The sequence below is a fragment of the Vibrio sp. 1731 genome, from assembly GCF_033339955.1.
GTDB classification, from domain to species: domain Bacteria; phylum Pseudomonadota; class Gammaproteobacteria; order Enterobacterales; family Vibrionaceae; genus Vibrio; species Vibrio alginolyticus.
Window position 1 is genome coordinate 251,151 of sequence record NZ_JAWOVO010000008.1, and the last position, 12,089, is coordinate 263,239.

The 12,089-nt window shown below is 46.9% G+C and carries 12 protein-coding genes; 11 read left to right on the forward strand and 1 reads right to left on the reverse strand.

Annotated elements, in window-relative coordinates; all coding sequences use genetic code 11:
* Positions 1 to 14: 14 nt before the first annotated feature.
* The 11 genes from R7035_RS12115 to R7035_RS12165 all read left to right on the forward strand — a co-directional run bounded on the left by R7035_RS12115 (position 15) and on the right by R7035_RS12165 (position 11,071).
* Positions 15 to 2,126 (forward strand): protein-disulfide reductase DsbD family protein, encoded by a 2,112-nt coding sequence (locus R7035_RS12115; RefSeq protein ID WP_206970732.1) that lies wholly within the window; start codon positions 15 to 17, stop codon positions 2,124 to 2,126.
* Entirely contained in the window at positions 2,123 to 2,638 is a 516-nt protein-coding gene (locus tag R7035_RS12120) for a protein disulfide oxidoreductase (protein WP_213892491.1), read from the forward strand. The genes R7035_RS12115 and R7035_RS12120 overlap by 4 nt, the downstream gene beginning before the upstream one ends.
* A gap of 160 nt (positions 2,639 to 2,798) precedes the next feature.
* Positions 2,799 to 3,431 (forward strand): class I SAM-dependent DNA methyltransferase, encoded by a 633-nt coding sequence (locus tag R7035_RS12125; protein ID WP_213892489.1) that lies wholly within the window; start codon positions 2,799 to 2,801, stop codon positions 3,429 to 3,431.
* A 25-nt stretch (positions 3,432 to 3,456) separates the two neighbouring features.
* Positions 3,457 to 4,212, forward strand: coding sequence for a class I SAM-dependent methyltransferase (locus tag R7035_RS12130; protein WP_054866271.1), 756 nt, complete (start codon positions 3,457 to 3,459; stop codon positions 4,210 to 4,212).
* 19 nt (positions 4,213 to 4,231) lie between these two features.
* Positions 4,232 to 4,657, forward strand: a complete 426-nt coding sequence (locus tag R7035_RS12135; RefSeq protein WP_053349639.1) for a GNAT family N-acetyltransferase — start codon at positions 4,232 to 4,234, stop codon at positions 4,655 to 4,657.
* Positions 4,658 to 4,660: 3 nt separating this feature from the next.
* Entirely contained in the window at positions 4,661 to 5,227 is a 567-nt protein-coding gene (locus tag R7035_RS12140) for a GNAT family N-acetyltransferase (RefSeq protein WP_213892487.1), read from the forward strand.
* A gap of 222 nt (positions 5,228 to 5,449) precedes the next feature.
* The gene (locus R7035_RS12145; protein ID WP_005385784.1) at positions 5,450 to 6,583 is read left to right on the forward strand and encodes an efflux RND transporter periplasmic adaptor subunit; all 1,134 of its coding nucleotides are present in this window, start codon (positions 5,450 to 5,452) and stop codon (positions 6,581 to 6,583) included.
* Entirely contained in the window at positions 6,576 to 7,847 is a 1,272-nt protein-coding gene (locus R7035_RS12150) for a TolC family protein (RefSeq protein WP_215810320.1), read from the forward strand. Before R7035_RS12145 ends, R7035_RS12150 begins: the two co-directional genes overlap by 8 nt.
* Entirely contained in the window at positions 7,844 to 9,058 is a 1,215-nt protein-coding gene (locus R7035_RS12155; protein WP_215810321.1) for an ABC transporter permease, read from the forward strand. The genes R7035_RS12150 and R7035_RS12155 overlap by 4 nt, the downstream gene beginning before the upstream one ends.
* Before the next feature lie 2 nt (positions 9,059 to 9,060).
* Positions 9,061 to 10,344, forward strand: coding sequence for an ABC transporter permease (locus R7035_RS12160; RefSeq protein WP_215810334.1), 1,284 nt, complete (start codon positions 9,061 to 9,063; stop codon positions 10,342 to 10,344).
* 22 nt (positions 10,345 to 10,366) lie between these two features.
* Positions 10,367 to 11,071, forward strand: coding sequence for an ABC transporter ATP-binding protein (locus R7035_RS12165; RefSeq protein WP_025767247.1), 705 nt, complete (start codon positions 10,367 to 10,369; stop codon positions 11,069 to 11,071).
* 65 nt (positions 11,072 to 11,136) lie between these two features.
* Here R7035_RS12165 and R7035_RS12170 read toward each other — a convergent pair whose 3' ends face one another.
* On the reverse strand, positions 11,137 to 11,820 hold the full coding sequence (locus R7035_RS12170) for a topoisomerase I (RefSeq protein WP_213872655.1): 684 nt from the start codon (positions 11,818 to 11,820) through the stop codon (positions 11,137 to 11,139).
* Positions 11,821 to 12,089: the final 269 nt, after the last annotated feature.

The following is a 12,089-nucleotide window of genomic DNA, read 5'->3' on the forward strand; positions in this document are numbered from 1 at the left end:
AACTAGGAATCACTATGAATCAAATTACTAAACTGACTCAGTTTGCGTTCATGTTTTTTATGACGCTTGCTTTGAGTTTGCTCTCTCTGAGTATTTCAGCTCAAACTACTGATACAGGTTGGCTAACCAACCCACAACATCCTCCAGTGCAAACGCGCTTTGTGCTCACTGGTCAACAAGATCCGCAAGCCAAAACACTTACAGGTTATTTGGATGTCAAGTTAACCGGAGACTGGAAAACTTACTGGCGTTCACCTGGTGAGGGCGGCGTAGCACCATCTATTGATTGGCAAAATTCACAAAATTTATCCAAAGTGGATTGGCAATGGCCGCACCCACAAAAATTCGAACTATTAGGTATCGAGACTCTTGGGTATAAAGGCGATACTTTGTTCCCCATGACGCTGCACGTCGAAGACATGTCCAGACCTGTCACGATTGATGCGGTACTGACACTTTCTTCTTGTACGACGATTTGTGTGCTGACCGACTATCAAATTCAATTGACGTTCTTGCCTTCTGATCTAACAGTCGATGAAGGCGTGATGTTCAGTTACGCTCAAGCAGTGAGTAACGTGCCGCAGCCATCGCCGTTTATTGATGTTACTCAGGCGAGTTGGGATGCGAACCAATCGAAACTACAAATCAAGCTACAGAACAGTCAGGGTTGGCAACAACCACAAGTGCTGGTGGATGGTGTCGATGAAGCAACGCGAGACTATAGCTTCAAGCTTGAAGGAATGCATCAAGAAGGAAACATCGTCACCGCGAGCTATATCGTTGATACTTGGCTGGGCGATGTGGAGTTAGATGGTCAGTCGCTGTTTGTGACCATCAAAGACACCAATTTACTAGCAGAAGAAACCACTCAAGCAACTGCTGAGGCAATAGTTGAACCGTTGCCGAGCACGTCTCTAACGAGTGTTTTTCTATTCGCGTTGCTCGGCGGTTTAATTCTTAACATTATGCCTTGCGTTCTTCCGGTTTTGGGGATGAAGCTAAGTAGTATTGTTGCCGCTCAAGGTATCGAGCGTCGTCAAATTCGCGCTCAGTTTGTTGCCTCGTCACTTGGTATATTAACGTCGTTCTGGATTCTCGCTAATTTTATTTTGGTGCTTAAGCTAACAGGTAATGCCATTGGCTGGGGCGTGCAATTTCAAAGCCCTTGGTTCTTAGGTTTGATGGTGTTGGTCACCACTTTGTTTGGGGCCAATATGCTGGGGCTGTTTGAAGTCCGTCTATCATCGGGTACCAATACATGGCTGGCCTCGAAAGGTGATAACTCCCTAGTTGGTCACTATGTTCAAGGTATGTTTGCCACATTGCTTGCGACGCCTTGCTCCGCGCCTTTTCTAGGAACGGCCGTGGCGTTTGCCTTGGGTGCCGATGTGGTTACGCTGTTTGCTATTTTCACCGCCTTAGCGTTGGGGATGGCGTTGCCTTGGATTATGGTGGCAATTTTCCCAAGTATTGCGCTTAAATTGCCGAAGCCGGGTCAGTGGATGAACGTGGTCAAAAACGTATTTGGTGTGATGATGTTGGCCACCAGCGTTTGGCTACTGTCTTTGATGGCCAATCACCTCCCAGTGTTTTGGGTCATTTTCGCCGGTTTAGTCGCGTTTATTGTTCTGATGATTCGCGTTAAACGTGTTCATGGCGATAAAGCACTCGTGCTATCCGGCTCTGCATCGCTTATCTTAATTGCTGGTGGCCTGTTACTTGGTAGTGTCACTGCCGACCAATGGGCGACACCGCTTCCTGAGGACTTAGCGTGGCAGAAGCTTTCTAACTCGGCGATTGAAGATCACGTCAATAATGGGCGAGTGGTGTTTGTGGATGTCACTGCGGATTGGTGTGTCACGTGTAAAGCGAACAAGATCGGTGTGCTCTGGCAAGATCCTGTCTACTCATTGCTGCAAAGCCCTAATGTAGCGACGTTAAAAGGGGATTGGACACATCCGGACGGCTCGGTAACTGACTTTTTACGAGCTCATGGGCGTTACGGTGTGCCGTTTAACATCGTCTATGGCCCGGCAGCGCGACAAGGTATCCCGTTACCTGTGATTCTGACTGATGATGTTGTTTTAAGCGCGGTGAAACAAGCGAGTGGAGGATCCATTCAATGAGTTCGACAAAGCAGCGTAGAACATTCCGATATTGGCTCGTTCAAATCGTACAGATGGTGCTCATTGTCACCGTCATTTCCATCGCGATGGATTGGTATCGCACCAAAGATATTCCTAAACAGGAGGCACCACCATTGAGCTCCGTATTGAGCGATGGTGAATATTTCGATGCAATCGCGCAAAGTTATGAACAACCTGTCGTTGTTTATTTTTGGGCGACTTGGTGTCCCGCTTGTAAATTTGTAAGCCCAAGCGTGAGCTGGCTGAGTGATGACTACACCGTAGTTGGCGTTTCTGGCTCGTCGGGACCGAATGAGCGTGTGGCGCAGTTTATGAGGGCAAAAGAATATCGTTTCGAAAACATAAACGATCCTTCAAGCGATATTATGCGCGAATGGAAAATTAGCGTGACCCCAACCATTTATGTTTTAAGAAATGGTGAAATTTCCTCCGTCACAACTGGCGTTACTACTCCGATAGGAATATTAACGAGAATTTGGTTAGCTCGATAACGCAATAAAAATCCGATATTCAAAATATAGAGTATCGGATTTTTTTGTTGTCCTAAACAACCAGTCGGTCACATTCCATAAAGGACTAGTTAACCAATAAGTGTCTAGATGCTTATTGCGTGTTACATTCGAGCATCGTTCTGGTTATCAGGAGGAAACGATGAACGTAGCAAAAATGTATGATGATGTGTCGGATCGCTATCAAAAGTTGGTGGATGGCAGTCACTACGTCGGTCCACGTTGGATTTCTGAGAAGTTAAAAACCTTTCCCATCGAGCAAGGCTCGGTTCTCGACCTAGCCTGTGCGACTGGCAGTATCGGCCATGTCGTAAAAAGTCACTATCCAGAACTCGCCATCCATGGCTTAGACATCTCGTCCAAAATGGTTAATAAAGCGCGCCAAACTAACCTCTATCACAGCGTCGCGGTTCATAACCTCGATGAGCCATTTTCCCCTTTGTTTGAGCAAACCTTCGACCTTATCACCGCACTTGGTTTTACTGAGTTTCTAGCAGAGCCTCAACAACTTTTGGAGTGTATTTCGCATAAGCTAACTGCGAATGGACGATGTTTTATCAGCTTTCAATACCACGATCCGGATGGACAAGATTTGCCTCGAAATACTTATAGTGGATCGGTCGTGCATAAGGCATATACCGAAAGTGAAGTTGAGCAACTCTGTCAGCAAGCGGGGTTGGAAGTGGTTTCACTAGAAAACGTGATTGGTTACGTATCTGGTGTTGGTTATGTGTGTCGATACTTGATGCTAGAGCTGAAAAAGTCACACCGCTGAAATAAGTAACAAACAAGGATTGTTTTTGAAAACACAAGATTTAACCGAGTTCGGGTCTGGAATTGAATACGATGCTCAATACGACCAGCATTACCATCACGACATTGCTTTCATCACAAGGTTAATAGAAGAAACCAATGCTCGAAGTGTATTGGATGTTTGTTGTGGTTCCGGTATTGTCACGATTCCAGTCTCTGAGCAACTCAACGAAGCCATTGGCATTGATATTTCTGAAGGGATGCTCAAACACGCAAAGGACAAAGCCAAAAGCAGGAGTAACTTGCGTTTTCTTCATCTCGACGCAACCCAGTTTTCGTTAGGTAAGAAGTTTGACCTAGCCATAATGACAGGGAATGCATTCCAAGCCTTTTTAAGTGACGAGATGCTAGCAGGTGCACTGAGCTCAATATCAAGACACCTCGAAAAAGGTGGGCGATTTGTTTTCGATACGCGGTTACCAACGCCAGAAAATCTAGAATTGGATCATGAGATGGCGCTGTGGCAAACCTATGTTTCTCCAACCTATGGCGAAGTGAATTATTTCGGTATGAAGGCCGAGTATGACTTGCAAACGTCCATCATGTATTTGAACAAAGAGCGCCATTTTGAAAGTGGAACGATTGAGCATTCCAGCATTGATTTAAAATATCGTCCGCTAGAAGACATAGAGGGTTTCCTTGAACAAGCGGGATTCAGAATCATAGAGAAGTACCAATCTTGGTCAGCGCAAGTATTTGAGGCGAATGCCAACTCGCTTGTCTGTGTGGCTGAGAAAATATAAATCAATGTTGAGGGATACAATGCAAGGATTTCGAATTACTATGTCGTTAGATGACATGGATTTAGACGTTATCTACCAGTTCATTTCAAACAGTTATTGGGGAAAGGGTATTCCAAGAGAACGCTTTGAGAAGTCATTGCGCCATTCGTTCTGTTTCGCGGTTTTGGATGATGAAAATCAACTCGTTGCTTTTGCTCGGTTAATTACCGATCGTACCACGTTTGCGTACCTTGCCGATGTGTTTGTTGTGGAGGTACACCGTGGTAAAGGCATCAGTAAGTTGTTGATATCAGAAATTGTTGCTCATCCAGAACTACAAGGCTTACGCCGTATGATGCTTGCAACCCGCGATGCTCATGGGTTGTACGAACAGTTTGGGTTCACTCCTATTGCTCCAGTAGAAAACTTCATGCAAATCTGGAAACCGAATGTTTATCAGAGCTAAATCATGATGAGAGTTGAATCTCAACAAGTGGCAATCAGATACCTCAAAACAACAGACGCTGCTCCCCTGTTTGAAAACTATTTAGGCGATGAGAAAGCATGCCGCTTCCTCAATCGCCAAGTCCACCAAAATGTTAATCAAACCCTTGAAGCTATCGAAAGATGGCGTGCTCAATATGATCAAAAGTCTCCCAATCTATTAGTCTTCGCTATTGAAGAACTCACTTCTCAAACTCCTGTTGGTTGTCTGGTGCTGATACCTGAGCAAGACAGCAGTGAAATCCATTTTGGTATTTCTGCTCGCTATCGGGGAAAAGGCTATGCAACCCAAGCCTGCAAACTTGGCGTTGTCTACCTGCAAAGCTTGGGTATAACGCGCATTCGCACCGCCCCGCATATTGGCAACCACGCGAGTATCCGTGTGTTGGAGAAATGCGGCTTTATCAGCCAAGGCATTTTAAAAGCGCATGCAGTTTTTCCTGCTCTAGGACGTGAGGCGCAAGACTGTATGGATATGCGATTGGAGGATATCGAACAGCGCCATTTTGCACATTGTTCAGAATTAAATTGATAGCGGTTGAAACGAGCGGTTACAGAGCTTGTCAGTCGCCATCGTAGACAGCGTCTTCGCTGAATGATTCCTCGAGATTTTTTTAGTCTTTGATTGTCAGAGGCGACTGACAAAACCATACCAACTGTGACAACCATACCGCTATTAAAGCAGGATATTATTCCTTCAACTTTGTGTTTTAGGAGTAGTCATTAGACTACCCAATAATTGTTGGAATAAATAATGACGAAACGTTGGCTTGTCTCCGCTGTGAGCATTGCGCTGCTCGGCGGTGGTACGTATTTCTATCTCCAATCTGCCGCTCAACCAGAATTGCTGCCTACATTGATTGTGGAAAAAGGCACGATTGAAAAACAAGCGGTGGCTGTTGGTAAAATTGTCCCTGCACACTCCGTGTCTATCAAGTCACAAATCGACGGTATCGTCGGTGAAATTTATGCGAAAGTTGGTGAAAAGGTGAAGCAAGGCCAGCCGCTGATCAAAGTGCGTCCAAACCCAACCCCCCAAGCATTAACGGATGCATCGGCAGAACTCATGCGTAGTGAAGCCGATCTGGAATCCGCCAAACAAAAACTGTCCAACTTAGAAAGCTTGGTCAAGCAGGACATTATTCCAAGTAACTACGACGAATACGTAAGTGCGCGCTCGGCAGTCAAATCTGCGCAAGCGGACGTATTGCAAAAGCGCCAGAATCTCGAACTCATCCGCAGTGGTGAGGCGTCTATCGGTGATGCGCGTTTAACGTCGACGATCTACGCGCCAATTGATGGCACGGTACTCAACCAGAAAGTTGAGGTCGGAGAGCCGATCATCTCGACTCAATCAAGCCAAGCCGCGACTGAAATGATGTCATTGGCCGACATGAACAGTCTGATTTTTAAAGGTAGCGTCAGTGAGCATGATGCTGCGCAGTTGTCTCCGGGAATGCCCGTTATGTTGACGGTTGCGCCTTATCCTGATGTGGCGATTTCTGGTGTGCTAACCAAAGTGGCGATTCAATCTGAGAACCTTAACTCACCAGAAGGCAACGCTTCGGCTAAAAGTTTTGATAACGGTTTTGAGGTTGAAGTGGGAGAACTCAAGATCCCACAAGATGTGTTGCTTCGTTCTGGTTTTTCATCGACGGCTCAAATCATTCTGAAGACTTCTGAAAACGTGCTCACGCTACCGGAGCGCGCTCTGCAATTTGATGGTGACGCACCGAATGTTCTGATCCCCGACAGCTCAGAACAAGGGTTTCATAAACAACCTGTGAAACTCGGTCTGTCAGATGGCATCAATGTCGAAGTGCTTGACGGCGTGGAGCTTGATGAAGAGGTTATCGACAACAGTATGATGGGAGCGGCGCATGGTTAAGCTGCAACGATCAACAATCGCCTTTGCATTGTTGGCTGCCACGCTCAGTTTGCCGACCTACGCAATTTCTATTGAACAAGCTTGGCAACAAGCAAAGCAGAACGATCCAAATTACGAAAAAGCGAAAATCGGCGTCCAGCTTGGCGAGGTTGGCGTACAGAGTAGCCGCAGTGCGTTATTGCCGGGTTTAAGTGCCAGTGCGTCAGCGGATTGGAATGAGTCCTCAAGCCATTCCAACAGTTACGGCGCTACCTTATCTCAAACTATTTGGGATAGCAGTTTGTGGTCGGAACTGGATCAAGCGAATGCCAATTATCTCAAAGCACAGTTAGAGCTATCTCAATCGCATAACGAGCTTGCGCAGACGTTGCTCACCGCTTACCTAGATGTGGCAAGCGCACAGGGCGACCTCAAATTGGCGCAGTCCAAGCTGGAGGAGGGGAAGGAACTTCTCAACATCATCGAGAAACGCTATCGAGCAGGCAAAGTGAAGTCGGTTGATGTTGAAGAGATGCGAGCGAATCAAGTCTCTGAGCAAGCAAGTATCCTCAATGCAAAAGCCGATCTCGAAGTGAAAAAAGCAGAGCTTGCGGCGTTAATCAATCAAATGCCGGAGAGTGTCGACCAAATTCGAACGGATTCTTTGATTCAGCCGCCGATGCTGGTGGACTCTCAGGAGCAATGGCTAAAACTGGCGAAAGACAGCAGTCCAGAGCTGTTGGTGGCGGCGCAGATGGTGAAAGCGAGCGAGTTCGCGAAAGATTCAGCTAAAGGTGGATACTACCCGACCGTCAAAGGCAGTGTGGGCTACAGCGATGGTGACAATCGTTCAAACGGCGAGTTTAACGCTGGGATTAGTTTGAGTTTGCCGATTGACCTCAATGGTGCAGTGCGAGCGAAAGTGGACGAAGCATCGTTGAACATTTTAAGCGCCAAGCAAGATATGCATAGAGTGGAAATTGATATTCAGAAACGAGTTATTCAGCAGTTTACGCAGGTCGATATCAACTGGAATCAAGTTTTGATAGCGAACGAGCTGGTTGAGTCGCGCGCCAGAGTGTTGCAAAGCAAAGAGAAACTTTACGACGCTGGCCTGCTTGAAGTGTCGGAAGTTATCAGCGCACACAACAGCTTGTTTGAGGCGAAAAACAGTCTGCAAACCAACTTGTACAGCTACTGGCGTAAGAGAATCGGCTTACTGCAAACCGCAGGGAAACTCGATGACGATACCATGGCGTTGATCTCTCGGGCTTTTCATTCATGAGCAGCCTATTGCAACAAACTTGGCAAACGTTGATGGCGCACCGCATGAAGAGCGTTCTAGCCATTATCGCGATTGCTTGGGGCGTGATCTCTGTGGTGGTGTTAATCGCACTTGGCGAAGGCTTTTATCGCCATCAGACTCAGTCGTTTTCATTTATGATCAACAATGTGCAAGTGGTGTTTCCGTCGAGTACCAGTAAACCGTGGCAAGGGTTACCTTCAAGGCGACAAATTGATATTCCACAAGAAAAAGTCGACATGATCAAACAGTCAGGCTTTGTGCAACAGGCGTCGAGCGTTTACGCCAAATGGGATGCGAATATCACCAATCTCAAAGGACAGAATTTATCGAGTACGGTCAGCGGTATTGATACGTCTTACTTTCCTTTAATGCAACGCAAGCTGCAATCCGGTTCGAGAAACCTGTCACCAAGTGATATGGACAACCACACTCGCGTGGCAGTGTTAGGCGATCAAATTGCGCAAATGGGTGGAATCCAAATCGGGGATAGGCTCAAAGTCAACGGCATTCCGTTTTTGGTGATTGGGATAACCGTTGGTGAGGACACTGGCATTTCATTCGGCGATAGCCGCACGGTTTTCATTCCTCAAACAACGTACCGCGATTTGTGGGATGCGAAACCTTGGATGGTATTGATGAAGCCGAGAGAAGGGATGGATGCATCGTCATTTCGACAAAATATTGTGAACTTTTTCGCCAAGCAGCTTCATTTTGACCCAAGTGATAAAGATGCGGTCGAAGTACCCGATTTTAGTGAAGGTGCGGCGGTCATCAGTGGAATTTTGCGTGGCATTCAGATTTTTCTCGGAGCGAGCGGTGCGATGACCATGGCGGTCGGTGCGCTTGGTGTTGCCAACATCATGTTTTTATCCGTCACTGAGCGCACGCGTGAAATCGGTGTGCGTTTGGCGATCGGGGCGACTCAAAAATCCATACTCAGTCAGTTTATTCTTGAGGGGCTTATTTTGGTAGCTGTGGGCACGGCATTAGGTCTGATGTTTTCGTATGCCGTGGTATCTGTCCTAAGCAGCATGGGATTACCGGAATGGATTGGTTTGCCTGTGACCACGCCAGATTCCATTGCTTGGTCTTTACTTGTGACGCTTATCTTGGCATTGATGGCATCGTATTTCCCAGCAAGGCGAGCATCACGTCTCACGCCAGTCATTGCTTTGAGTGCGAGGGCTTAGCCATGTTGTTACCGATGAGACAAATTTTCCAAGAAATGGCCGCAGAAAAGCTGAGACTGGGTTTGACCATTCTAGCAGTAGCGTGGGCGACCCTTTGTATCGCTGCTATGTTGGCGGTAGGTGAGGGTATTCGTCAGGGCGTATTGAAAACCGCACAAAATGGTAACGGCAACTTGATTTATTTGACCGGAGGGATGGCCACCGTCGACCACGGTGCTTTTCACCAAGGTAAGTTTCTGACACTAAAAATGGACGATTCAGAGGTTGTTCGAGCGTTACCCGATGTAAAAAGCGTTGCGCCAACGGCGAAGTGGAAAGAGCGCATCACCGTTGGTGACAGAAGCTCGTGGCAAGAGCCGTTAGCGGTCACGAGCGAGTTTCAATCCATGACCAATTTGGTGCCGATGGCGGGGGGACGATGGTTAAACCCACTCGATCAAAAAGAGACGCGCAAAGTCGTTGTACTGGGTTATGAACTGGCAGCCGACTTATTCAACCCTAATGAGGACTTTAGTTGGTTTGCGACAGTCACATTGCAAGTCAACCCTGTGGGGAAAAAGGTAAAAATCGGCAATGAGGAGTTCACTGTTGTGGGCGTATTGGAGAAAAACAGCTCCCAAATAGAACTGGGGGATCTTATCAACTATTCTAGCTTTGTGCCGTTAGCGACGTGGAAGCGATTTCATGTCAACGGTGAAATTGGTGGCATCAATGTGCAGCCACAAGCGGATGTAGACCGAGAAGCCTTAGCAAAGACGATCAGGCAAGTGATTGCCCGTAAACACGGGGCAAGTGTCAGTGATGAACAGGTCGTCCAAGTCGATGATATGTTCCTTAAGCAAAAGAGTATGCAGCAGTTTCTGATAGGTTTGCAGAGTTTCCTTGGCATTATCGGCTTCGTGACGTTAGCTGTTGCTGGTGTTGGCATCGCCAATGTGATGTATGCCACCGTAAAGCGATCTACGCGTGATATCGGTGTGCGCATGGCAGTCGGTGCAACACCAACGGCTATTCGCATGCACTATTTAGTGCAGTCTTTATTGACAATGATGATGGGGGGGGCGTTTGGGTTAGCCGTTACGTACGCGCTGGTGTCTGCCATCAGTTCCATTCCTTTAGAGGGCAATGCTTTTTATGAACAACTAGGTAAACCTGTCCCTGAGTTGTCGTGGGTCGTTGTCGCGATTGTCATCCTCACCTTAGTGATCATTGGTGTGGCATCTGCATGGTTACCTGCAAACCGAGCCGCAAAAGTCAGCCCGTTGGAGGCGCTACAAAGTGAATAACAACAATAACTCTGGAAAGAACATGTCGAACAAGCCGCTTGTTGAGCTGACCAACATCTGTAAATACTACTCAAGCGGGGAGGCGGAAGTTCGCGCGCTAGACGGCGTTGACTTAACCATTAATCAAGGCGAGTTTCTTTCGATTCTTGGCCCGTCCGGTTCAGGCAAATCAACGTTGATGAACATGCTCGGCTGTTTAGACAAGCCCACCGATGGCAAGTACCAACTTGGCGGCCAAAACGTCGCAAGTTTAAGTGCGAATGAGCTGGCTGGCATTCGTAACCAAAAGATCGGATTTGTCTTCCAAAGCTTTAACTTATTGGAATACGCGACGGCGCTTGATAACGTGGCACTGCCGTTGGTTTACTCTGGTATCAAAGCCAAAGAACGTCGCCAGCGCGCAGCTAAATTGCTAGAGCAAGTCGGGCTAGGGGATCGTTTAGACCATAAACCAAACCAGCTTTCTGGTGGTCAAAAACAGAGGGTCGCGATTGCAAGAGCCTTGGTCAACGATCCGCAAATCATCTTAGCAGATGAACCAACGGGTGCATTGGATTCAAAATCCGGCGCAGAGATTGAAGCCTTGTTCAACCAACTCCACGCCGAAGGTAGAACGCTGATCATCGTGACGCACGATAACGCTCTGGCAGAGCGCACTAAACGCATCATCACCATCAAAGACGGCAAGGTGATTTCGGATAGGGTGCCGGTAAGTAGGGAGAAATGAGCTTTTCTTAATTGAGAACTGAGTTTTAAGGGAAATAGCGATACAGAGGCTATCTCCCTTTACTTTTATTCGCGATGTTCGTTTTGTCTCTCTTTTATCAAGTCATGCTTTTGTTCTTTAAGTAGAGTGATTGCGAGCTTAGTGTCCTCAATCAATTTACTGTTATCGTTGAGATCTTTGCTCTTCAAAGGCAAAACTAGATAATGAATGCTGCCATCTGCATTCTGTACTCCGGTAGCGATGATGACATCACCTTCAGACGCCGTACCAAAATACTCTGATACGACTTTGGTTTCGCTGACACCGTAGCTATCCAAATAGGATGACTCCGTATTGTCAAACAAGATAGGAACCCCTTGCTTAGCTAATGTTCGCAATTGTTTTTGCTTTTTCTCGTCGAATGGATAGTCGGTCGTACTGATGTAACTTACCTGTTCAGCTTCAATAAAATCGTACAGTTCATTGCTCAGTTCATTTAATGGGGCAGATATCCAAGGTGTAGCTGGAATGACGTCGGAAGTATCATCATTGCGACTTAGTGGTGTTGGAGCGGTAACAACCTCTTGAGCAGCATCGCTCTCAGGAGGCGTTACACTTATTGTCGCAGCGTCTTCTGTCTTGATTTGCTCATCAAGGCTTGCAACAGGTTCGGTCTGGGCATTCTTGTTATTTGAATTAATCAGAAATATGGCGAGTACTGCACCAAGTGCTAGCGCCGATCCAGTCAAGAGTTTTTTGTTACTTGTCATGTGTCATGTCTTACCGTTTATTTCATTAGTAAATACGGCGGCCACTTATTTATTCCGTGGCCGCAGGCTAATAAGTTAGTGGTAGAGATCGTCATTCCAAGAGATAGTTACGGCTCGGCTAGTCTCTGTCCATTGACTGCTATCACGATTTTTCTTCCAGGTATTTTCTGGAGTGGTATACCAGCTACACGGCTTTGATGTGATGGACGCACCTCCCTTCTAGCACCGTTGTACCAAACTAATGGTGCAACCAGTAAGAGCAGGAGTAA

Bases quoted from the DNA above. Each gene is read 5' to 3' on its own strand.
- R7035_RS12115 (WP_206970732.1), top strand. From the start codon at position 15: ATGAATCAAATTACTAAACTGACTCAGTTTGCGTTCATGTTTTTTATG.
- R7035_RS12140 (WP_213892487.1), top strand. From the start codon at position 4,661: ATGATGAGAGTTGAATCTCAACAAGTGGCAATCAGATACCTCAAAACA.
- R7035_RS12155 (WP_215810321.1), top strand. From the start codon at position 7,844: ATGAGCAGCCTATTGCAACAAACTTGGCAAACGTTGATGGCGCACCGC.
- R7035_RS12165 (WP_025767247.1), top strand. From the start codon at position 10,367: ATGTCGAACAAGCCGCTTGTTGAGCTGACCAACATCTGTAAATACTAC.
- R7035_RS12125 (WP_213892489.1), top strand. From the start codon at position 2,799: ATGAACGTAGCAAAAATGTATGATGATGTGTCGGATCGCTATCAAAAG.
- R7035_RS12150 (WP_215810320.1), top strand. From the start codon at position 6,576: ATGGTTAAGCTGCAACGATCAACAATCGCCTTTGCATTGTTGGCTGCC.
- R7035_RS12120 (WP_213892491.1), top strand. From the start codon at position 2,123: ATGAGTTCGACAAAGCAGCGTAGAACATTCCGATATTGGCTCGTTCAA.
- R7035_RS12170 (WP_213872655.1), bottom strand. From the start codon at position 11,820: ATGACAAGTAACAAAAAACTCTTGACTGGATCGGCGCTAGCACTTGGT.
- R7035_RS12145 (WP_005385784.1), top strand. From the start codon at position 5,450: ATGACGAAACGTTGGCTTGTCTCCGCTGTGAGCATTGCGCTGCTCGGC.
- R7035_RS12160 (WP_215810334.1), top strand. From the start codon at position 9,061: ATGTTGTTACCGATGAGACAAATTTTCCAAGAAATGGCCGCAGAAAAG.
- R7035_RS12135 (WP_053349639.1), top strand. From the start codon at position 4,232: ATGCAAGGATTTCGAATTACTATGTCGTTAGATGACATGGATTTAGAC.